The organism is Pseudomonas sp., from assembly GCF_030684895.1.
Classification (GTDB): domain Bacteria; phylum Pseudomonadota; class Gammaproteobacteria; order Pseudomonadales; family Pseudomonadaceae; genus Aquipseudomonas.
The window spans coordinates 87808-110375 of sequence record NZ_JAUXXP010000054.1; the positions used below are offsets into that span (position 1 = coordinate 87808).

Here is a 22568-nt window from a genome sequence, read left to right on the forward strand (position 1 = left end):
GCTATAATCGTTTTCCTTTGAGTTTTCAGGTAATCCGTTTTGAGTCTTGTTGACGCTGAACGCCGCGTGCTGTCTGGCATGCGCCCGAGCGGTCTGCTGCACCTGGGGCATTACCAGGGGGTGCTGAAGAACTGGGTGAAGCTGCAACACACCTATGAATGCTTCTTCTGCATCGTTGATCTACACGCGCTGACCACTGATTACGACGATGTCGGCCCACTGTCCCAGCGCGTTATGGACATGGCTGTGGACTGGCTGGCGGCCGGCGTCAGCCCCAGTTCGGCGACGCTGTTTATCCAGTCGCAAGTCCCTGAACACGCCGAGTTGCACCTGCTGCTGTCGATGATCTGCCCGCTCAGCTGGCTGGAGCGCGTGCCGTCCTATAAAGAGCAGCAGGAACAGCTGCACGGCAAGGACCTGAGCACCTTCGGCTTTCTCGGTTACCCCTTGCTGCAGGCGGCGGACATTCTGCTGTACCGCGCCGGCGTGGTGCCGGTAGGCAGTGACCAGTTGGCGCATATCGAGTTTGCCCGTGATGTGGCGCGGCGTTTCAACCATTTGTATGGCCGCGAGCCTGGCTTTGAGGAGAAGGCTGAGGCGGCGATCATCAAGCTGGGCAAGAAAACCGCAACCCTCTACAACAATCTGCGTAAGGCCTATCAAGAACAGGGCGACGCAGAAGCGCTGGAAACCGCGCGAGCGCTGCTCAAGGACCAACAGAGCATCACCTTGGGTGATAAAGAGCGCCTCTACGGTTACCTGGAAGGCGGCGGCAAGATTCTGCTGATCGAGCCGCAGGCCATGCTTGGCGAGTCGCCCAAGCTGCTCGGGCTCGATGGTGGCAAGATGTCCAAATCCAACAACAATGCGATTTTCCTGCGTGACAGCGCTGCGGTGATCGAGGAAAAGATCCGCCGTATGCCGACTGATCCGGCGCGGGTGCATCGCGATGACCCCGGCAGCCCGGCAAATTGCCCGGTGTGGTCGCTGCATCAGCTGTATTCCAGCCACGCGACCTGCGACTGGGCGCAGCAAGGCTGCCGCAGCGCCGGTATCGGCTGCCTGGAGTGCAAGGCGCCTTTGGTCGAAGCGCTGCAACAGGAACTGCAACCTCTGCAGGCGCGTGCTGCGGATTATCAGGACAACCCTGATCTGGTCCGGCAGATTCTTGCCGATGGCGCCGAGCGCGCGCGCTCCGAAGCGCGGGAAACCTTGAGTGAAGTGCGCCTGGCCCTTGGCCTGAATTACCGCTGAACCTAACGCTGAATCTAATTTCGAGAGTGACCATGTCCAGCGTGCCAGTCCAGGAACACCCCGACAGCCATCCCCAGGATCAGGCCAATGCCCAGCAAGAGCTGCCATTTGCCCTGGTGTATGGTCAGGCGGTCACCGAAATGCCGCTGGATCTGTATATCCCGCCGGATGCCCTGGAGGTGTTTCTCGAAGCCTTTGAAGGCCCGCTGGACCTGCTGCTGTACCTGATTCGCAAGCAGAACATCGACGTGCTGGATATCCCGGTGGCGGAAATCACCCGTCAGTACATGGGCTATGTCGAACTGATGCAGTCGGTGCGTCTGGAGCTGGCTGCCGAGTACCTGGTGATGGCAGCCATGCTCGCCGAGATCAAGTCGCGCATGCTGTTGCCGCGCTCCAGCGAGGTCGAAGCCGAGGAAGACGACCCGCGCGCCGAGCTGATCCGTCGCCTGCAGGAATACGAGCGTTACAAGGCCGCCGCAGAAGGCATTGACGGCCTTAGCCGGGTCGGCCGTGACGTTACCGTGCCGCGCCTGGACGCGCCTGAAGCGCGGGCGCGCAAGTTGCTGCCGGATGTCAGCCTGGAAGAAGTGCTGCTGTCGATGGCCGAAGCGCTGCGCCGCGCCGATATGTTTGAAAGCCACCAAGTCACCCGTGAGGCGCTGTCGACCCGCGAACGCATGAGCGAAGTGCTCGAACGCCTCAAGGGCGGCGCGTTTGTGCCCTTTGTTAGCCTGTTCAGCGCTGAAGAAGGCAAACTCGGGGTGGTGGTGACCTTTATGGCGGTGCTCGAGTTGATCAAGGAATCCCTGGTTGAACTGGTGCAAAATGAGGCTTTCGGGCCAATCCATGTGCGTGCGCGGGCTGAATAAGCATGAACCTTAACGAACCTCGTGAGCTGGCCAGCCTGCTCGAAGCCTTTCTGCTGGCCTCCGGCAAGCCGCAATCGCTGGAGCGTCTGTATGAACTCTTCGAGGAGGCCGAGCGGCCGGAGCCAGCGGTCTTCAAGAAGGCCCTGACGCACCTGGGCAAGTCCTGCGAAGGACGCGCTTTTGAGCTTATCGAAGTGGCGTCCGGTTACCGCCTGCAAGTGCGTGAACGTTTCGCCCCCTGGGTCGGCCGGCTGTGGGAAGAGCGCCCGCAGCGCTATTCGCGCGCCATGCTGGAAACCCTGGCGCTGATTGCCTACCGCCAGCCGATCACCCGTGGCGAAATCGAAGATGTGCGAGGTGTGGCGGTCAACAGCCATATCGTCAAAACCCTGCTGGAGCGCGAGTGGATTCGCGTGGTGGGTTACCGCGATGTGCCGGGCAAACCGGCGATGTTTGCCACCACCAAGGCCTTTCTCGATCACTTCAACCTGAAAAGCCTCGATGAATTACCGCCACTGGCCGCCCTGCGCGAGTTGGAACCCGAGCCGGCGTTGGCTTTTGAGGATGATCTGGAAGCGCCGCAAAGCCTGCAGGCGCGTGCCGATCTGGCTCTGGCCGACGAACCAGCAGTGGAAGCGGGCGAGGAAACCAGCTTCAGTAGCCTGCTGGCTGAACTCGACTCGATGGAGCAGGGTCTGAAAACCGATTTCGACGACCTGCCCGAGCAGGACGATGAGCTTGACGATGCCGAAGAGCCTCATGAAGCCCTGGATAAAGAGCAGCTGCCTGACTGAGGGTCGTAGGATGGGTGGGGCCACCGATCAACGGTAGCCCGGATAAGCCTTGGCGCAATCCGGGATGGCAGCTCCCCGGATTTCATCCGGGCTACGGTAATGGGCTAGCACATAGGCGCCGATTGTCGCAAAGGCCGACGACTGCTCATCTGCCAGCTAGCCTCAATCCGTGCGTAAGCGCCGCGTTTCGCGTATGCTCCGCGGCCCTTCGACGACTCGAGTCGTCCAATCACTAAAGAAAACACCGGGAGGTGCCCAGATGAGTGAAGAAATCGAAGAATACAGCCCCGCAGGCGAAAAACTGCAGAAAGTCATGGCGCGCATGGGCCTGGCTTCACGCCGTGAAATCGAAGCCTGGATTACCGCTGGCCGCGTCAAGGTCAACGGCGCAGTCGCCAGTCTCGGCGTGCGCGTCGACCTGCACGACGCGATTGCCGTCGATGGCAAGGTGATCCGCCGCGAAGAAGCTGCCGAAAGCGTGCGCCGCGTAATCATCTACAACAAACCCGAAGGCGAGATCTGCACCCGTGACGACCCGGAAGGCCGTCCGACCGTGTTTGACCGCTTGCCACGGCCGAAAGATGGCCGCTGGATCAATATCGGTCGCCTCGACATCAACACCACCGGTTTGCTGATGTTCACCACCGACGGTGAGCTGGCCAACCGCCTGATGCACCCGTCCTTCCAGATGGACCGCGAGTACGCCGTGCGTGTGCGTGGCGAAGTCGATGAAGAGATGATCGAGCGCCTGAAAGCTGGCGTGATGCTCGAAGACGGCCCGGCCAAGTTCACCGATATCAAGGTCGCTCCGGGCGGCGTGGGCTTCAACCACTGGTATCACTGCGTGGTGATGGAAGGCCGTAACCGCGAAGTGCGTCGTTTGTGGGAATCCCAGGGCCTGGTGGTCAGCCGTCTGAAGCGTGTGCGTTTCGGCCCGGTGTTTATCACCTCGGACCTGACCATGGGCCGCTGGCGCGAAATGAGCCAGCGCGAAGTGGATATCCTCAGCGAGGAAGTCGGCCTCAAGCCGGTTGCCTTGCCGGATATGAAGGAAAAAGCCCGCGACAAGATCGACCGTCTGCAACGCAAATCGGCCAAGCCGGTAGGTCGTGCCGCACGTCCGGAGCGGACTTTGCGTCCGGCCCATGGCGGCGGTCCGGCAGCGGCTGGCGATCAGGGCCGTTCGCGCCCTGCGCGTGGCGAAGGTGCTGAGCGTGGCGAGCGTCCAGTACGCACTCCACGTGCGCCGCGTGTCGATCAAGGCAAAGGCACGCCAGTTGCCGAGCGTCCGAGCGATGTCAACAAGAAGCGTCCGGCCAAGCCGGGTGCACAGCGCCCTGGCGTCGAGCTGAGCGAGCGTCCATCGCGCAAGCCAGCCGGTGCGCCGGTCAAGCGCCGCAGCCCGCCGAGCCGTGAAGGTCAGCGCCCAGGTTTTGGTCGCGGTCCTAAGCCGGAGTAATCCATTGCGGTGGATGTAAAAAGGCGACCCTAGGGTCGCCTTTTTTATTTGCCGAGTATTTAGCCCGCCATCGACAGACGATTACGGCCATCGCGTTTGGACACATACAGCGCGTTGTCGGCGCGGCGCAGCAGGCTTTCCATCGATTCGCCCGGCAGCAGGGTGGCGCAGCCGAGGCTGACCGACAGTTCGATGGCGCGGTTTTCCACCAGGTACTGGATGCCCAGGACCGCCATGCGCAGGCGCTCACCAACCATTGAGGCAGATTCGCGGTTGGTGTTGGAGAGCAGCACCATAAATTCTTCACCGCCGAAGCGAAACACCATGTCGACGTTGCGCAGGCTGTCTTTCAGCGCTGTAGCAACGGCTTTCAGTGCCTGATCACCGATCAGATGGCCGTGGGTATCGTTGATGCGCTTGAAGTGGTCGATGTCGACCATCAGTACCGACAGTGGCTGCAGGGTGCGCCGGGCAATATCCACTTCGCGCTTGAGCGTCTGCTGCATGGCGATGCGGTTGCCGGTTTCGGTCAGCGGGTCGCGTAGTGCGCTTTGTACGGCTGCGCGATAGAGCAGGGCGTTGCGCAGCGGAAATAGCAGGCTGGCGAGCAGCGATTCGAGCTGGCCCAGCTCATCCTCACTGAAGCGCTGGTTGCGGCGGAATGTCAGCTCACCGAGGAATTCACCATCGTGATTCAAGCGGTAGCCGGCCGAGTGGTTGCCGCGCTCGCCCAGCTCCAGACGCAGATCGCAGGAGGCCAGTTGGTAGCTGAGGGCGCTGAGCGGTACCAGGCGCTGCACTTCGCTGTAGAACAGCTCAAGAATGCGTTCGGCTTCCAGCGAAGTTTGCAGGCGCAGGCTCAGTTGCTGGCGCAGTTGTGCCAGGCTGACCGGCTTGAGGTTTTTCTGCAGACGACCGGCATAGCCGAGACGCTGCAATTTGGCAGCGTCGAAATCGATGGTGTTGGACTGGTTGTGCGGGGCCATGAAGCTCTACCTCTAGCGCAGTACGCGACGATAACTGGGCTAGAGCGAATTCCGTGCCAATCTCAAAATCACTTAAAAAGTGCTTTTAATTCATTGGTTTAGTATTTATTTAAACGAGTACGCGGCAAACCTTTGCCGGTTAACTGACGGGACTGCTGGCAATTTGATGCCAGGTAAATCGCTTGCCGCCGGAAAACCGGCGGCAGTTGTGATGGCTTACTGCGCGTCAAATGCCTGACCGTTGACCCCTGTGCTGTCTGGCCCCATCAGGTACAAGTAGACCGGCATGATGGCGTCCGGCAGCAGGTTATTAGCTGGATTCTCGCCCGGGTAGGCCTGGGCGCGCATGTCGGTGCGGGTGGCGCCTGGGTTGACGCTGTTGGCGCGCACGCTGGCGATACCGTCGATTTCGTCGGCGAGTACCTGCATCAGGCCCTCGGTGGCGAATTTCGATACGGCATAAGCACCCCAGTAAGCGCGACCCTTGCGCCCGACACTGCTGGAGGTAAACACCACCGAGGCGTCCGTCGAGAGTTTGAGCAGCGGCAGCAGGGTGCTGGTGAGCATAAACATGGCGTTGACGTTGACCTGCATAACGCGCATGAAGTTGTCGCCGGACAGCTGCTCCAGCGGCGTGCGCGGGCCGATGATCGAGGCGTTGTGCAGCAGGCCGTCGAGTTTGCCGAACTCGGCTTCGATCATCGCCGCCAGCTCGTCGTACTGATGCGGCAGGGCGGTTTCCAGGTTGAACGGGATGACCGCGGCCTGCGGATGGCCGGCGGCTTCGATGGCGTCATACACCCGGCTGAGGTTTTCTTCGGTCTTGCCCAGCAGCAGCACGGTTGCACCATGGGCGGCAAAGGTTTTGGCGGCGGTTGCGCCAATGCCACGGCCGGCACCGGTCACCAGAATCACGCGGCCCTTGAGCAGGTCGGGGCGGGCGGAATAGTCATGCATGGGTAAAGCCTCATTAATTCAAAAACGGGTGGCGTCGGCGCGCGCCTGGCAGGCGATTTTCAGCAGCTGCACAGGGCTCGTTCGAGTACGGCGCGCAGTTCCAGTGGATGGTCCACCACCACATCGGCGCCCCAGTTGCGTGGGTTGTCCTGCGGGTGGATATAGCCGTAGGTGACGGCGGCGGTCTTGCAGCCGGCGGCGCGGCCGGCTTCGATATCGCGCTCGTCATCGCCAACAAACAGGGTGGCGGCGGGTTCTACGCCCATTTTCGCGCAGGCCAGCAGGATCATCTCCGGGTCGGGCTTGCTGCGGCTGACGTGATCCGGGCAGACCAGCACCGCCGAGCGCTGCGCTAGGCCGAGTTGCTGCATGATCGGCTCGGCGTAGCGCACCGGCTTATTGGTCGCTACGCCCCAGACCAGCTTGGCCTGTTCGATGTCAGTGAGCAGCTCATGCATGCCGTCGAAGGGCCGGGTCAGCACCGCGCAGTGGCTCTGGTAGCGTTCGAGAAACTCCAGGCGCAGGGTTTCGAAACATGCGGCCTCGGGGTCCATGGCGAAGTTGGCGGCGACCATCGCGCGCGCACCACCGGAGACCTGATCGCGGATCAGCTTGTCGGCAATCGGCGGCAGGTCGCGCTCGGCGCGCATGGCCTGGCAAATGGCGATAAAGTCCGGCGCGCTGTCGAGCAGGGTGCCGTCCATATCGAATAAAACCGCGCGCAAGCGCATTAGGCCTCCTTGAGTGTCTGGATCATGTAGTTGACGTCGACATCGGCTTCCAGCTTGTAGCGTTTGCTCAGCGGGTTGTAGGTCAGGCCGATGATGTCCTTGACCTCAAGGCCCGCCTCGCGGCTCCAGGCGCCCAGCTCGGACGGGCGGATAAATTTCTTGAAGTCATGGGTGCCGCGCGGCAGCAGGCGCATCAGGTATTCGGCGCCGATGATGGCAAACAGATACGCCTTGGGGTTGCGGTTGATGGTGGAGAAGAACACCTGACCGCCAGGCTTGACCATGCGGTAGCACGCGCGGATCACCGAGGCTGGGTCGGGTACGTGCTCGAGCATTTCCAGGCAGGTGACCACATCGAACTGCTCGGGCATCTCGAGGGCCAGGGCTTCGGCGGTGATCTGTCGGTACTCAACGCTGACGCCGGATTCCAGCTGATGCAGTTGGGCCACGGCCAGCGGTGCTTCACCCATGTCGATACCGGTGACGCTGGCGCCGCGCTGAGCCATGGATTCGCTGAGGATGCCGCCGCCGCAGCCGACGTCCAGGACCTTCTTGCCGGCCAGGCCGACGCGTTCGTCGATCCAGTTGACCCGCAGCGGGTTGATGTCATGCAGCGGCTTGAATTCGCTTTCGCGGTCCCACCAGCGGTGGGCAAGGGCTTCGAATTTGGCGATTTCGGCGTGGTCGACGTTGCTCATATAAATCCCTGAATCAGGCTGCAGCGAGAGGCTCATGTTGCCAGTTTCGCCGGGTGGATTGGACGTCTGTTGTGCGTCCAATGTATGTCAGTTTGTCGCAGTGTCTGCTGTGTAGCCCGGATGGAATCCGGGGTGGGCGCAACAGATGCGCGGTTGTTCCCGGATTTCATCCGGGCTACCTATCCTCTTCCAGCAATCTTCGCGCCCCAGGCGCGGGCGTTGGCGATGATCCGTTGTTCGTCCAGGCGCGTCAGTTGGCCGCCGTCGAGCAATTGCTTACCGCCGACCCACAGGTGTTCGACGCAGGCGCGGCCGCCGGCATAAAGCAGCTGCGATACCGGGTCATAGACCGGTTGCTGGGCCAGGCCGGAGAGGTTGAACGCCACCATGTCCGCGGCCTTGCCCGGCTCCAGCGAACCGATCTGCTCATCCAGACCCAGGGCGCGTGCGCCGTTGAGCGTGGCCATGCGCAGCGCGCGGTGGGCATCCAGAGCCGTGGCGCAACCGGCTACGGCTTTGGCCAGCAGGGCGGCGGTGCGGGTTTCGCCGAGCAGGTCGAGGTCGTTGTTGCTCGCTGCGCCATCGGTGCCGATGGCGACGTTGACCCCGGCCTGCCAAAGTTTTTCCACCGGGCAGAAGCCGCTGGCCAGCTTGAGGTTGGATTCTGGACAATGGATCACGCTGCTGTTGCTTTCCACCAGCAGGGCCAGGTCTTCATCATTTATCTGGGTCATGTGCACGGCCTGGAAACGCGGGCCGAGCAGGTCGAGGCGCGCCAGGCGGGCCAGTGGCCGTTCGCCGCGCTGCTCCAGGCTCTGCTGCACTTCAAAAGCGGTTTCGTGCACATGCATATGAATGCCGGCGTCCAGCTCTTCGGCGAGCATGCGGATGTTTTCCAGCTTGTCGTCGCTCACCGTATAGGGGGCGTGGGGGCCGAAGGCCACGCTCAGGCGCGGGTGGTGCTTGAGGTCGTCGAACAGCGCCAGGCCCTTGCGCAGCGACTCGTCTGCGTCGCGGGCGCCGGGAATCGGGAAATCCAGCACCGGAATGCTGATCTGCGCGCGGATGCCGCTGCTGTGTACCAGCTGGCTGGCGGTTTCCGGGAAGAAATACATGTCAGAAAAGCAGGTGATGCCACCCTTGAGCTGTTCGGCGATGGCCAGCTCGGTGCCGTCCTGGACAAACTGCTCGTTGACCCACTTGGCCTCGGCCGGCCAGATGTGCTTCTCCAGCCAGGTCATCAGCGGTAGATCATCGGCCAGGCCGCGGAACAGGGTCATTGCCGCATGCCCGTGGGCGTTGACCAGGCCAGGCGTGAGTAGTCGTCCGGGCAACTCAAACACCTGCAGGGCTGCGTGTTTGAGTGCTTCAGCGCGCGGGGCGATCAGCGCGATGCGCCCGTCACGGATACCCAGGCCGTGTTCCAGCAGCACCACGCCAGCAGGCTCGACCGGGACCAGCCAGGTGGGCAGCAACAGCAGGTCGAGTGGGGCTAGGGGCATGGTGGCGCTTCCGGCAGATATAAAGTGGCGAGTTTATAGGGGAACGCCCTAGGCTTGAAGCTGCACGCGCTTTATCTGGCGGGCTGCTGGCGCGATGCGCCGGGCGGTGTGCGTATAATGGTCGGCTTTTTCCGGCGGAGGTGTGTGATGCGCGAGCAATTGCTAGCGGCAGAGAAGGTCCGGGCCATTGAGTGGCGTGACGGCGCTCTGCACCTGCTCGATCAGCGCGCGCTGCCGTTCGAGGAAACCTGGCTGAGCTTCCACTCGGCTACGGATGTCGCCGAGGCGATCCGCAGCATGGTGGTGCGCGGCGCGCCGGCCATCGGCATCACTGCGGCCTATGCAATCGTTCTAGCTGTGCGGGCTCGTCTGCAGGCGGGTGGCGACTGGCGTGCGGCGCTGCAGGCGGATTTCGATCTGCTGGCGGCTTCGCGGCCGACGGCGGTCAATCTGTTCTGGGCGCTTGATCGTATGCGTGATCGGCTGCGCCGGCTGAAAAGCCATGACGATCCGTTGGCGCTGCTGGAGGCCGAAGCCATTGGCATTCATCAAAGTGATCGCGAAGCCAACCTGACCATGGCCCAGCTGGGCGTCGATCTGATCCGCAAGCACCAAGGCAATCAGCAGAACTTGCTGACCCACTGCAATCCCGGCGCTTTGGCGACTGGCGGCTTCGGTACGGCGCTGGGGGTGATTCGCGCAGCCTTTCACGATGGTTTGCTTGAGCGGGTGTACGCCGATGAAACCCGCCCTTGGCTACAGGGCTCGCGCCTGACCGCTTGGGAGCTGGCCGCTGATGGTATTCCCGTGACGGTGAATGTCGACTCGGCGGCTGCGCACCTGATGAAAACCCGCGGCATCACCTGGGTCATCGTCGGGGCGGACCGTATCGCTGCAAACGGCGATGTGGCGAACAAGATTGGCACCTATCAGCTGGCGGTGAATGCCATGCACCACGGTGTGCGCTTTATGGTGGTGGCGCCGAGTTCAACCATTGATATGGCCATGGAACACGGTGATGACATCGTGCTGGAAGAGCGTGATGCCAGTGAGCTGCTGGAACTGGGCGGCAAGCGCATCGCCGGTGGGATCGAAGCACTCAATCCGGTATTCGATGTGACCCCGGCGGACCTGATTGACTTTATCGTCACCGAGAAGGGTGTGGTTGATCGTCCTGACGCGGAAAAAATGGCGCAATTGATGTGCCGCAAGCGTCTGCACTGAGTTTTTCAACGAGTACGCATGGCTGGTCGGCAGGCTGCTGCTGGGGATAGGTGCGCCGCGGTGATTGTGGTAAGCTCCGGCGGTTTTCGGGGGTGCTCGTTATGGGCCTCTTACCTGCGCAGATACATGGCATAACTTATTGATTTGTCGTGAGTCGCTATGAGCCTTAAGGCTCGGCGACAGGCTCCACACCACTCAGGACGAGCGGCGCGGAGTTTCACCAGAAAAAGGAACAAGGCTACTCATGGGCGAACTGGCCAAAGAAATCCTCCCGGTCAATATTGAAGACGAACTCAAGCAGTCCTACCTCGATTACGCGATGAGTGTAATCGTCGGGCGCGCACTGCCGGATGCACGTGATGGCTTGAAGCCCGTGCACCGCCGTGTGCTGTTTGCTATGAGTGAGTTGGGCAACGACTGGAACAAGGCATACAAGAAGTCCGCCCGTGTGGTCGGTGACGTAATCGGTAAGTACCACCCACACGGTGATACCGCGGTGTACGACACCATCGTACGGATGGCGCAGCCATTCTCGCTGCGTTACCTGCTGGTCGACGGCCAGGGCAACTTCGGTTCGGTGGACGGCGATAACGCAGCCGCCATGCGTTACACCGAAGTGCGCATGACCAAGCTGGCCCATGAGCTGCTGGCTGACCTGCACAAAGAAACCGTGGATTGGGTGCCGAACTACGACGGCACCGAGATGATCCCGGCGGTTATGCCGACCAAGGTCCCCAACCTGTTGGTCAACGGCTCCAGCGGTATCGCTGTGGGCATGGCCACCAATATTCCGCCGCACAACCTCACGGAAGTGATCAACGGTTGTCTGGCGCTGATCGACAACGGCGAGCTGACTGTCGATGAACTGATGCAATACATCCCCGGTCCGGACTTCCCGACTGCGGCGATCATCAACGGTCGCGCCGGCATCATCGAGGCCTACCGCACCGGCCGTGGCCGCATCTATATGCGCGCCCGGGCGATTATCGAAGACATCGACAAGGTCGGTGGCCGTCAGCAGATCATCGTCAGCGAGCTGCCGTATCAGCTGAACAAGGCGCGCCTGATCGAGAAGATCGCCGAGCTGGTTAAAGAGAAGAAGCTCGAAGGCATTACCGAGCTGCGCGATGAGTCCGACAAGGACGGTATGCGCATCGTGATCGAGCTGCGTCGCGGTGAAGTACCGGAAGTGGTACTCAATAACCTCTACGCCCAGACCCAGATGCAGTGCGTGTTCGGCATCAACGTGGTGGCGCTGATCGACGGCCAGCCGAAGGTCCTTAACCTCAAGGACATGCTCGAAGCCTTTATTCTGCACCGCCGTGAAGTAGTCACCCGCCGCACCGTATTCGAGCTGCGCAAGGCCCGTGAGCGTGGCCATATCCTTGAAGGCCAGGCGGTTGCGCTGTCCAACATCGATCCGGTCATCGCCCTGATCAAGGCCTCGCCGACTCCTGCAGAAGCCAAGCTGGCGCTGATTGCCACGCCCTGGGAATCCAGTGCGGTGGAAACCATGGTCGAGCGCGCTGGTGCTGACGCCTGTCGTCCGGACGATCTCGATCCGCAGTACGGCCTGCGTGACGGCAAGTATTTTCTTTCGCCGGAACAGGCCCAGGCCATCCTTGAGCTGCGTCTGCACCGCCTGACCGGTCTTGAGCATGAAAAACTGCTGGCCGAATACCAGGAAATTCTCACCCAGATCGGCGAGCTGATCCGCATCCTCACCAGCGCCACGCGCCTGATGGAAGTGATCCGCGAAGAGCTGGAAGCGGTCAAGGCCGAGTTCGGCGACAAGCGTCGCACTGAGATTCTCGACAACCGTCTGGACCTCAGCCTGGCTGACCTGATCACCGAAGAAGAACGTGTGGTCACCATCTCCCACAGTGGTTATGCCAAGAGCCAGCCGCTGCATGCCTACCAGGCGCAGCGTCGCGGCGGTAAGGGCAAGTCGGCCACCGGCGTGAAGGATGAGGATTACATCGAGCACCTGCTAGTCGCTAACAGTCATGCCACGCTGCTGCTGTTCTCCAGCAAGGGCAAGGTGTACTGGCTGAAGACCTACGAAATTCCGGAAGCCTCGCGCGCTGCCCGTGGTCGTCCGCTGGTCAACCTGCTGCCGCTGGACGAAGGCGAGCGCATCACCGCCATGCTTCAGGTCGATCTCGAGGCCCTGCGTCAGCAAGCGCCGGAAGGCGACGAGCCGGACGATATCGAAGGCGTCGTGGTCGAGGCTGAAGAGGTCGAAGACTTGGCCGAAGGCGATGACGCCGACGACGAGACCCCGGATGAACCGACCGGTGCCTACATCTTTATGGCTACGGCCAAAGGCACTGTGAAGAAGACCCCGCTGGTGCAGTTCAGCCGTCCGCGCAGCTCGGGCCTGATCGCCCTCAAGCTGGACGAAGATGACACCCTGATCTCCGCTGCCGTAACTGACGGCGCTCGCGAAGTGATGATGTTCTCCGACGGCGGCAAGGTGATTCGCTTCAAGGAAAGCAAAGTCCGCACCATGGGCCGTACCGCTCGCGGTGTGCGTGGCATGCGTCTGCCGGAAGGTCAGGAAATCATCTCCATGCTGATTCCTGAAGCCGATGCGCAAATTCTCACCGCCTCCGAGCGTGGCTACGGCAAGCGCACTGCGATGGCCGAGTTCCCGCGTCGCGGTCGTGGCGGCCAGGGCGTGATCGCCATGGTCAGCAACGAGCGTAACGGCAAGCTGGTGGGCGCCGTGCAGGTGCTTGAAGGCGAGGAAATCATGCTGATTTCCGATCAGGGCACATTGGTGCGTACCCGCGTCAGCGAAGTCTCCAGCCTCGGTCGTAACACCCAGGGTGTGACCCTGATCAAGCTGGCCAAGGATGAAACCCTGGTCGGTCTTGAGCGTGTACAGGAGCCTTCGGCGGAAGACGACGAAGAGCTGCTGGAAGGCGAAGAGGGTGTTGAAGGCGCAGTTGCGGATGCAGGTGATGCACCCGAAGCTGCCGCTGACGAAAGCCCGATCAGCGAAGAGTGATCTGTCGGGGCGAGTGCGCTCGCCCCTGACGGCGTAGGATTTGGCGGCTGCTGGCACGCACCAGCCCGCCCACTATTTTGAGCGAGAGTGGATGTGAGCAAGCGAGCCTTTAACTTCTGCGCCGGCCCGGCCGCGCTTCCTGAAGCTGTTTTGCAACGCGCCCAGGCGGAGCTCCTCGATTGGCAGGGTAAAGGCCTGTCGGTGATGGAGATGAGCCACCGTAGCGACGAATACACCGCCATCGCGGAAAAGGCCGAGCAGGACCTGCGCGACCTGATGGAAATTCCGTCCGACTATAAGGTGCTGTTCCTGCAGGGCGGGGCCAGCCAGCAGTTCGCTGAAATCCCGCTCAATCTGCTGCCTGAAGACGGTGTCGCCGACTATATCGACACCGGTATCTGGTCGAAGAAAAGCATCGAAGAAGCCAGTCGCTACGGCAACATCAACGTCGCCGCCAGCGCCAAAGCCTATGATTACTTCGCCATTCCCGGGCAGAACGACTGGCAGCTGTCGAAAGATGCCGCTTACCTGCACTACGCCAGCAACGAAACCATCGGTGGTCTGCAGTTTGACTGGATTCCCGACGTCGGTGACGTGCCGCTGGTGGCGGATATGTCTTCCGACATCCTCTCGCGCCCGATCGATGTGTCGAAGTTCGGTCTGATCTACGCCGGCGCGCAGAAGAATATCGGCCCCAGCGGCCTGGTGGTGACCATCGTGCGTGAAGACCTTCTCGGCCGTGCCCGTAGCGTCTGCCCGACCATGCTCAATTACAAGATCGCTGCCGATAACGGCTCGATGTACAACACCCCGGCAACCTTTTCCTGGTACCTGTCCGGCCTGGTGTTCGAGTGGCTGAAAGAGCAGGGTGGGGTGGCCGCCATGGAGCGGATCAACCGCGCCAAGAAAGACCTGTTGTACAAGGCCATCGACACCAGCGATTTCTACAGCAACCCGATTGCCGTGAATGCTCGCTCCTGGATGAACGTGCCGTTCCGCCTGGCCGACGAGAAGTTGGACAAACCGTTCCTCGCCGGCGCCGATGCGCGTGGCCTGCTCAACCTCAAGGGCCACCGTTCGGTCGGTGGCATGCGTGCCTCCATCTATAACGCCGTGGGCCTGGATGCCGTTGAAGCGCTGGTGGCCTATATGGCCGAGTTCGAGAAGGAGCACGGCTGATGACCGATCCAATTTCCGAGCAGGAACTGCAAGCCCTGCGCCTGCGCATCGACAACCTCGACGAGAAGATTCTCGCGCTGATCAGTGATCGCGCCAGCTGCGCCGAAGAAGTCGCGCGGGTGAAGATGAAGGCGCTGCCGGAAGGCGAGAAGCCGGTGTTTTACCGCCCGGAGCGCGAAGCCCAGGTGCTTAAACGCATCATGGAGCGCAACCAGGGGCCGCTGGGCAACGAGGAAATGGCGCGGCTGTTCCGCGAAATCATGTCCTCCTGCCTGGCCCTGGAAAATCCGCTCAAGGTCGCTTACCTCGGCCCAGAGGGTACGTTCTCCCAGGCCGCGGCGATGAAGCACTTCGGTCACGCGGTGATCAGCGTGCCGATGGCGGCTATCGATGAAGTGTTCCGCGAAGTGGCCGCCGGTGCGGTCAACTTCGGTGTGGTGCCGGTGGAGAACTCCACCGAAGGCGCGATCAATCACACCCTGGACAGCTTCCTCGAGCACGACATGGTCATCTGTGGCGAAGTCGAGCTGCGCATTCACCACCACCTGCTGGTCGGTGAAACCACCAAGACCGACAAGATCACCCGTATCTACTCCCATGCTCAGTCCCTGGCGCAGTGCCGCAAGTGGCTGGACGCGCATTACCCCAATGTTGAGCGCGTGGCGGTGTCGAGCAACGCCGATGCAGCCAAGCGGGTGAAAAGCGAGTGGAACAGTGCGGCGATTGCCGGCGACATGGCGGCCAGCCTGTATGGCCTGACCAAGCTGGCGGAGAAGATCGAAGACCGTCCGGACAACTCCACGCGCTTCTTGATCATTGGCAGCCAGGAAGTACCGCCGACCGGCGACGACAAGACCTCGGTCATCGTCTCCATGCGCAACAAGCCAGGCGCGCTGCATGAGCTGCTGGTGCCGTTCCACAACAACGGCATCGACCTGACCCGCATCGAAACCCGCCCGTCGCGCAGCGGCAAGTGGACCTACGTGTTCTTTATCGACTTCGTCGGTCACCACCGCGATCCGCTGATCAAGGACGTGCTGGAAAAGATCAATCAGGAAGCCGTGGCGCTGAAAGTGCTTGGCTCGTATCCGAAGGCGGTGCTTTAAAGGAAAAGCCCCTCACCCCCGCCCCCTCTCCCGGAGGGAGAGGGGAGCTCGACTGCGGCGCGCTTGTAATTGCATCTGGTCAGCTGAATTTTGCAGCGCTAGTGCGGGCTCAAGGTCACAGCGCTTGTCTCCCCTCGGGAGAGGGGCGGGGGTGAGGGAAGGGGCAAAACAGATAAACGAGGAGGCAAGGATGCCATCCCGACATAAACCATTACCCGCGTGGCACAAACAGCGCGCTCGCGAGTTACGTGCTGCTGCTACGGATGCCGAGTCCTTGCTCTGGCGTCACCTGCGTTCGGGGCAATTGGGTGGTATCAAGTTTCGTCGTCAGCACCCGATGCCGCCTTATATCCTTGACTTCTATTGTGAAGCGGCAAGGCTGGTGGTCGAGCTGGATGGCCCGCAGCACGGCGAAGAGATCGACGCCCAGCGGACATTGAGCCTGGAGGCGCGAGGGGTTATGGTGCTGCGTTTTTGGAATGATCAGGTGCTCAAGGAAACGGTGCCGGTTCTGGAAGAGATTTATCGGGTGGCGATGGAGCGTGTGGTGCTTTTGCAGGGTGGGCGGTAATCGCTTTCCCTCATCCGAACGCGGCCCGCCCCAGCCCTCTCCCGGAGCGCTAGGGGAGACAAACGCTGTGAATTCAGGCTCGCGCCTACGCTGCTAAATTAGCGGGCCGGCCGCGATGACAAGTGCGCCACGATCGAGCTCCCCTCTACCTCCGGGAGAGGGGTTGGGGGTGAGGGGCGGGCGCAACGCAAAACTCAAAACCGAGTGGCCCCTGGCGCGCGACTCAAGAATTGGCCGTACCGAAGAGGCAAGCAATGAGCTGTGATTTCCTCGCCCTGGCCCAGCCAGGCGTACAAAAGCTGTCGCCCTATGTGCCGGGCAAGCCGGTGGATGAGCTGGCCCGTGAGCTGGATCTGGACCCGGCCAGCATCGTCAAGTTGGCCAGTAACGAGAATCCGCTAGGTCCAAGCCCTAAGGCGCTGGAAGCGATTCGTGGCGAGTTGACAGAGCTGACCCGTTACCCCGATGGCAATGGATTCGAGCTGAAAAGCCGCCTGGCTGCGCGCTGCGGCGTGCAGATCAATCAGGTCACGCTGGGCAATGGTTCCAACGATATTCTCGATCTGGTCGCCCGCGCCTATCTGGCCCCAGGTCTGAATGCGGTGTTCAGCCAATACGCCTTTGCCGTTTACCCCATTTCGACCCAGGCCGTAGGTGCCCAGGGCAAAGTGGTGCCGGCTAAGGACCATGGCCACGACCTGGAAGCCATGCTGGCGACCATCGACGAAAATACCCGCGTGGTGTTTATCGCCAACCCGAACAACCCGACCGGCACCTGGTTTGGTCCCGATGCGCTGGAGCGCTTTCTCGCTCGCGTACCCGGCAACGTGCTGGTGGTGCTGGATGAGGCTTATATCGAGTTCGCCGAAGGTGATGAGCTGCCGGACGGCCTCAAGTACCTGGCGCGCTATGACAATCTGCTGGTCTCGCGCACGTTCTCCAAGGCCTATGGCCTGGCGGCGCTGCGCGTCGGTTATGCGCTCAGTTCGGCACAGATCGCCGATGTGCTCAACCGTGTACGCCAGCCATTCAACGTCAACAGCCTCGCCCTGAGCGCCGCCTGTGCGGCACTGGATGATGCCGATTACCTGGCGCACAGCCGTCAACTTAATGACGTCGGCATGGCGCAGCTGGAAGCAGGCTTGCGCGAGTTGGGCCTGAGCTGGATACCGTCGAAAGGCAATTTTATTGCCGTGGACTTTGGCCGTGATACCGCCGCGATCAACCAGGCACTGCTGCGTGCCGGCGTGATCGTGCGCCCCGTGGCCGGCTATGGCATGCCAAATTTCCTGCGCGTATCGATTGGTCTGCCTGCCGAAAACGCGCGCTTCCTCGACGCCCTGGCCAAGGTTCTGAGCGCGTGAGTGAGGCCAAATCTGCTGTCACTCAGCTGCAACCTGCCGCCCCTAAGCTCGGCCGCCTGGTGGTTATCGGCCTGGGCCTGATTGGTGGCTCTTTTGCCAAGGGCTTGCGTGAGCGCGACCTGTTTCGCGAAGTGATTGGCGTCGATCTAGACCCCGAGTCGCGCCGGTTGGCCGTTGAGCTGGGTGTGGTCGATCGCTGTGAGGTCGATCTGGCTGCCGCCTGTCAGGGGGCCGATGTGGTCCAGCTGGCGGTGCCTATCCTGGCCATGGAAAAGCTGCTCACCGAGCTGGCTAAACTTGAGCTGGGTACGGCGGTGTTGACCGACGTGGGCAGCGCCAAAGGCAACGTGGTGCGCGCGGCGCGACTGGCCTTTACCGGTAAAGCCGTGCGTTTTGTGCCGGGGCATCCGATTGCCGGCTCCGAGCAGAGTGGGGTGGAGGCCTCCAATGCTCAGCTGTTCCGCCGACATAAGGTCATCCTCACGCCTTGCGAGCAGAGCGATACGTCTGCCCTGGAACTGATCGATGCGCTGTGGCGCGAGCTGGGCGCGGATGTTGAGCACATGGAGGTCGAGCATCACGATCAGGTGCTGGCCGCGACTAGTCACCTGCCGCATTTGCTGGCCTTTACCCTGGTTGACTCGCTGGCCAAGCGCAGTGAGAACCTGGAGATCTTTCGTTACGCCGCCGGTGGTTTCCGCGACTTTACGCGGATCGCCGGCAGTGATCCGGTCATGTGGCATGACATCTTCCTCGCCAACCGCGAGGCGGTGCTGCGCACGCTGGACGTATTTCGCGACGACCTCGACGCCTTGCGCGACGCGGTCGACGCTGGGGATGGGCATCAATTGCTGGGCGTATTCACCCGCGCCCGCGTGGCCCGTGAGCATTTCGGCAAAATTCTGGCCCGTAGGGCCTATGTGGACGCTATGCACTCGAATGATCTGGTTTTTCTGGCTAACCCTGGCGGCAAACTCTCCGGACGTATTCGCGTTCCGGGCGACAAGTCCATCTCCCACCGCTCGATCATGCTTGGCTCGTTGGCTGAAGGCACCACGCATGTCGAAGGCTTTCTGGAAGGTGAAGACGCGCTGGCAACGCTACAAGCGTTCCGTGACATGGGGGTGGTCATCGAAGGCCCGCATCATGGCCGCGTGACCATTCACGGCGTGGGTCTTAATGGTCTGAAGGCGCCGGCCGGTCCGCTGTACATGGGCAACTCTGGCACCTCGATGCGCTTGCTCTCAGGTTTGTTGGCAGCACAACCGTTCGACACCACGCTGACTGGTGACGCCTCGCTGTCCAAGCGCCCGATGAACCGCGTCGCCAAGCCGCTGCGCGAAATGGGTGCCGTGATCGAAACCGCTCCGGAAGGTCGTCCGCCGCTGATGATCAAGGGCGGCCAGCGCCTGACTGGCATGGACTACGAAATGCCCATGGCCAGCGCCCAGGTCAAGTCCTGTTTGCTGCTGGCGGGTCTCTATGCAGCAGGTCGCACCTCGGTGACTGAGCCTGCGCCAACCCGCGACCACACCGAGCGCATGCTGCGCGGCTTTGGCTATCCGGTTACGGTGGATGGCAGCACGGCGAGCGTCGAGTCTGGGCATAAGCTGACCGCGACCCATATCGAAGTGCCTGCGGATATTTCCTCGGCCGCGTTCTTCCTGGTTGCTGGCAGCATTGCCGAAGGCTCCGAGCTGGTGCTGGAACACGTTGGGATCAACCCGACCCGCACCGGCGTCATCGATATCCTCAAGCTGATGGGCGGCGACATCACTCTGGAAAATCAGCGTGAAGTGGGTGGCGAAACCGTGGCCGACATTCGTGTGCGCAGTGCCAAACTGAAAGGCATCGATATTCCGGAAGATCTGGTGCCGCTGGCTATCGACGAGTTCCCGGTGCTGTTCGTCGCTGCCTCGGTGGCTGAAGGCCGTACCGTGTTGCGCGGTGCCGAAGAGCTGCGGGTCAAGGAATCCGACCGTATCCAGGTGATGGCTGATGGCTTGATTGCTCTGGGCGTCAAAGCCGAGCCAACGCCGGATGGCATCATTATCGAAGGCGGCAGCATCGGTGGTGGCGAAGTCTGGGCGCACGGTGATCACCGTATCGCCATGTCGTTCAGCGTGGCATCGCTGCGCGCTACGGCGCCGATCCGCATTCATGACTGCGCCAACGTCGCCACCTCGTTCCCCAACTTCCTCGCGCTGTCGGCTCAGGTTGGCATTCGTGTGGCCGAGGAGGGCAAGGCATGATCGTTGCGCCGGTTATCACCATCGACGGGCCGAGCGGTTCGGGCAAAGGCACCATTGCCGGTCTGCTGGCTAAAAAGCTGGGCTGGAATCTGCTGGACTCGGGCGCGCTGTATCGCCTGCTGGCCTTTGCCGCCGGTAATCACGGCGTCGATCTAACCAACGAAGAAGCGATGAAGCTGCTCGCCGCTCATCTGGATGTGCAATTTATCGCCGCTGGTGGCGGTCATGGCCAGCGCATCATTCTCGAAGGGGAGGAGGTCACTGACCTGATCCGCAATGAGCAGGTCGGCGCCGGTGCTTCGCAGGTGGCCTCGCTGTCCGCCGTGCGTGAAGCGCTGCTGCAGCGTCAGCAGGCATTTCAGGAAATGCCGGGGCTGGTTGCCGATGGTCGAGACATGGGCACTGTGGTGTTTCCCGATGCGCCGCTGAAGATTTTCCTCACCGCCAGCGCCGAGGAGCGTGCCCGCCGCCGCTACTTGCAGTTGAAGGCCAAAGGCGATGATGTTAATCTCGCGAGTCTTCTTGATGAGATTCAGGCGCGCGATGAGCGCGATACCCAGCGTGCAGTGGCTCCGCTCAAGCCGGCAGCCGATGCGATCCAGCTGGATTCCACTGAACTCTCCATCGAACAAGTGCTTGAACGAATTCTGAGTGAAGTCGCCAGTCGCGACCTTGCTGGATGACCAGAGCTACAGCTGCTTTAAGCTGACCAGCTCGCCAAGGAAGCTTTCGGGAACCCAGTCCTCGACCCGATTGTTTCTTTTTATATAAACGTACCCACATTGTCTGGAGTGTGGTTTGGGCGGATTCCCTGCCCTGAATCAACAGGAATTAAAATGAGCGAAAGCTTTGCTGAACTGTTTGAAGAAAGCCTAAAAACCCTGAATCTTCAGGCTGGCTCGATCATCACCGCTATCATCGTCGACATCGATTACCAAGCTGGTTGGGTAACCGTTCACGCTGGTTTGAAGTCTGAAGGCCTCATTCCGCTGGAGCAGTTCCACAACGACGCTGGCGAGCTGACCATCAAGGTCGGTGACGAAGTTCACGTTGCCCTGGACGCGGTTGAAGATGGCTTTGGTGAAACCAAGCTGTCCCGCGAAAAAGCCAAACGTGCCGAGTGCTGGATCGTTCTGGAAGCAGCTTTCGCCGCTGAGGAAGTGGTTACGGGCGTTATCAACGGTAAGGTTAAGGGCGGCTTCACTGTCGACGTTAACGGCATCCGTGCGTTCCTCCCAGGTTCCTTGGTCGATGTCCGTCCAGTGCGTGATACCACTCACCTGGAAGGCAAAGAGCTCGAATTCAAAGTCATCAAGCTTGACCAGAAGCGCAACAACGTTGTCGTTTCCCGCCGCAGCGTACTGGAAGCCGAGAACAGCGCCGAGCGCGAAGCTCTGCTGGAATCCCTGCAGGAAGGTCAGCAAGTCAAAGGTATCGTCAAGAACCTCACCGACTACGGCGCGTTCGTGGATCTGGGTGGCGTCGACGGCCTGCTGCACATCACCGACATGGCTTGGAAGCGCATCAAGCATCCGTCGGAAATCGTCAACGTTGGCGATGAAATCGACGTCAAGATCCTCAAGTACGATCGCGAGCGCAACCGCGTTTCCCTCGGCCTCAAGCAGCTGGGCGAAGATCCATGGGTTGCCATCAAGGCGCGTTACCCGCAGGACACCCGTGTTACTGCGCGCGTAACCAACCTGACCGACTACGGCTGCTTCGCAGAGCTGGAAGAAGGCGTGGAAGGCCTGGTGCACGTATCCGAAATGGATTGGACCAACAAAAACATCCATCCTTCGAAAGTCGTTAACGTCGGCGACGAAGTGGAAGTTATGGTTCTGGATATCGACGAAGAGCGTCGTCGTATCTCCCTGGGCATCAAACAGTGCAAAACTAACCCGTGGGAAGATTTCTCCGGTCAGTTCAACAAGGGCGACAAGATCTCCGGCACCATCAAGTCGATCACCGATTTCGGTATCTTCATTGGTCTGGATGGCGGCATCGACGGCCTCGTTCACCTGTCCGACATCTCCTGGAACGAAGTAGGCGAAGAAGCTGTACGCCGCTTCAAGAAAGGCGATGAGCTGGAAACCGTTATCCTCTCCGTTGATCCGGAGCGTGAGCGCATTTCCCTGGGCATCAAGCAGCTGGAAGAAGATCCGTTCTCCGACTACGTTGCGGTTAACGATAAAGGCACCATCGTGCGCGGTATCGTTAAGGAAGTTGACGCCAAGGGCGCCATCATCACTTTGGCCGAAGGCATCGAAGCCACTCTGAAAGCCTCCGAAATCAGCCGTGACCGCGTTGAAGACGCGCGCAACGTACTGAAAGAAGGCGAAGAAGTCGAAGCCAAGATCATCAGCGTTGACCGTAAGAGCCGCGTAATCAGCTTGTCGGTCAAGTCCAAAGACGTTGAAGACGAAAAAGAAGCCATCAAAGAAATGCGTACTAAGCAGGACGAAGTTGCTTCTGCTGGTCCGACCACCATTGGTGATCTGATCCGTGCGCAAATGGAAAACCAGAACTAAGTTCAGGTAATCTAGAAAAAGGGCGACTTCGGTCGCCCTTTTTTGTACCTGAAAAACGCTAAGGTGTTGTTTTATAGG

Annotated in this window: 18 protein-coding genes; 13 read left to right on the plus strand and 5 right to left on the minus strand. The window is 60.9% G+C overall.

The features are described from left to right. Positions 1-39: 39 nt before the first annotated feature. From Q8M42_RS12325 to rluB, 4 genes are all read left to right on the plus strand, one after another. Positions 40-1254, plus strand: coding sequence for a tryptophan--tRNA ligase (locus Q8M42_RS12325; protein ID WP_304869931.1), 1215 nt, complete (start codon positions 40-42; stop codon positions 1252-1254). 173 nt (positions 1255-1427) lie between these two features. Beyond that, positions 1428-2126 carry a ScpA family protein gene (locus tag Q8M42_RS12330; RefSeq protein ID WP_304870101.1) on the plus strand — a complete coding sequence of 233 codons (699 nt, stop codon included), beginning with the start codon at positions 1428-1430 and terminating at the stop codon, positions 2124-2126. 2 nt (positions 2127-2128) lie between these two features. Continuing rightward, complete coding sequence (gene scpB / locus Q8M42_RS12335; protein WP_304869929.1) at positions 2129-2920, plus strand: SMC-Scp complex subunit ScpB; 792 nt, start codon at positions 2129-2131, stop codon at positions 2918-2920. Positions 2921-3179: 259 nt separating this feature from the next. Next, positions 3180-4379: a 23S rRNA pseudouridine(2605) synthase RluB gene (gene rluB / locus Q8M42_RS12340; RefSeq protein ID WP_304869927.1), complete on the plus strand. Its 1200-nt coding sequence runs from the start codon at positions 3180-3182 to the stop codon at positions 4377-4379. A gap of 59 nt (positions 4380-4438) precedes the next feature. On the opposite strand, the gene Q8M42_RS12345 is transcribed toward rluB, so the two are convergent. From Q8M42_RS12345 to Q8M42_RS12365, 5 genes are all read right to left on the minus strand, one after another. Continuing rightward, positions 4439-5365 (minus strand): GGDEF domain-containing protein, encoded by a 927-nt coding sequence (locus Q8M42_RS12345; RefSeq protein ID WP_304869925.1) that lies wholly within the window; start codon positions 5363-5365, stop codon positions 4439-4441. A gap of 216 nt (positions 5366-5581) precedes the next feature. Next, complete coding sequence (locus tag Q8M42_RS12350; protein ID WP_304869923.1) at positions 5582-6322, minus strand: YciK family oxidoreductase; 741 nt, start codon at positions 6320-6322, stop codon at positions 5582-5584. 59 nt (positions 6323-6381) lie between these two features. After that, complete coding sequence (gene mupP / locus Q8M42_RS12355; protein ID WP_304869921.1) at positions 6382-7053, minus strand: N-acetylmuramic acid 6-phosphate phosphatase MupP; 672 nt, start codon at positions 7051-7053, stop codon at positions 6382-6384. Further along, entirely contained in the window at positions 7053-7751 is a 699-nt protein-coding gene (ubiG, locus tag Q8M42_RS12360; protein ID WP_304869919.1) for a bifunctional 2-polyprenyl-6-hydroxyphenol methylase/3-demethylubiquinol 3-O-methyltransferase UbiG, read from the minus strand. Before ubiG ends, mupP begins: the two co-directional genes overlap by 1 nt. Positions 7752-7930: 179 nt before the next feature. Continuing rightward, a complete protein-coding gene (locus Q8M42_RS12365) occupies positions 7931-9253 on the minus strand; it encodes a TRZ/ATZ family hydrolase (RefSeq protein ID WP_304869917.1) in 1323 nt (440 codons plus the stop codon). A 147-nt stretch (positions 9254-9400) separates the two neighbouring features. On the opposite strand from Q8M42_RS12365, the gene mtnA reads away from it, so the two are divergent. The 9 genes from mtnA (at position 9401) to rpsA (ending at position 22490) form a co-directional block, all read left to right on the plus strand. Continuing rightward, positions 9401-10477 (plus strand): S-methyl-5-thioribose-1-phosphate isomerase, encoded by a 1077-nt coding sequence (gene mtnA / locus Q8M42_RS12370; RefSeq protein ID WP_305284047.1) that lies wholly within the window; start codon positions 9401-9403, stop codon positions 10475-10477. Between the two features lie 244 nt (positions 10478-10721). Further along, positions 10722-13490 carry a DNA gyrase subunit A gene (gene gyrA, locus Q8M42_RS12375; RefSeq protein ID WP_304869913.1) on the plus strand — a complete coding sequence of 923 codons (2769 nt, stop codon included), beginning with the start codon at positions 10722-10724 and terminating at the stop codon, positions 13488-13490. 93 nt (positions 13491-13583) lie between these two features. After that, entirely contained in the window at positions 13584-14669 is a 1086-nt protein-coding gene (serC, locus tag Q8M42_RS12380) for a 3-phosphoserine/phosphohydroxythreonine transaminase (protein WP_304869911.1), read from the plus strand. Beyond that, entirely contained in the window at positions 14669-15775 is a 1107-nt protein-coding gene (gene pheA, locus Q8M42_RS12385; RefSeq protein WP_167141464.1) for a prephenate dehydratase, read from the plus strand. The genes serC and pheA overlap by 1 nt, the downstream gene beginning before the upstream one ends. Positions 15776-15965: 190 nt before the next feature. Beyond that, positions 15966-16346, plus strand: a complete 381-nt coding sequence (locus Q8M42_RS12390; protein ID WP_304869906.1) for a DUF559 domain-containing protein — start codon at positions 15966-15968, stop codon at positions 16344-16346. Positions 16347-16600: 254 nt separating this feature from the next. Further along, positions 16601-17710 (plus strand): histidinol-phosphate transaminase, encoded by a 1110-nt coding sequence (gene hisC / locus Q8M42_RS12395; protein ID WP_304869905.1) that lies wholly within the window; start codon positions 16601-16603, stop codon positions 17708-17710. After that, positions 17707-19962: a bifunctional prephenate dehydrogenase/3-phosphoshikimate 1-carboxyvinyltransferase gene (locus tag Q8M42_RS12400; protein ID WP_304869903.1), complete on the plus strand. Its 2256-nt coding sequence runs from the start codon at positions 17707-17709 to the stop codon at positions 19960-19962. The genes hisC and Q8M42_RS12400 overlap by 4 nt, the downstream gene beginning before the upstream one ends. Next, complete coding sequence (gene cmk / locus Q8M42_RS12405) at positions 19959-20645, plus strand: (d)CMP kinase (RefSeq protein ID WP_304869901.1); 687 nt, start codon at positions 19959-19961, stop codon at positions 20643-20645. The genes Q8M42_RS12400 and cmk overlap by 4 nt, the downstream gene beginning before the upstream one ends. A gap of 153 nt (positions 20646-20798) precedes the next feature. Next, positions 20799-22490, plus strand: a complete 1692-nt coding sequence (gene rpsA, locus Q8M42_RS12410; RefSeq protein WP_170050014.1) for a 30S ribosomal protein S1 — start codon at positions 20799-20801, stop codon at positions 22488-22490. Positions 22491-22568 lie beyond the last annotated feature (78 nt).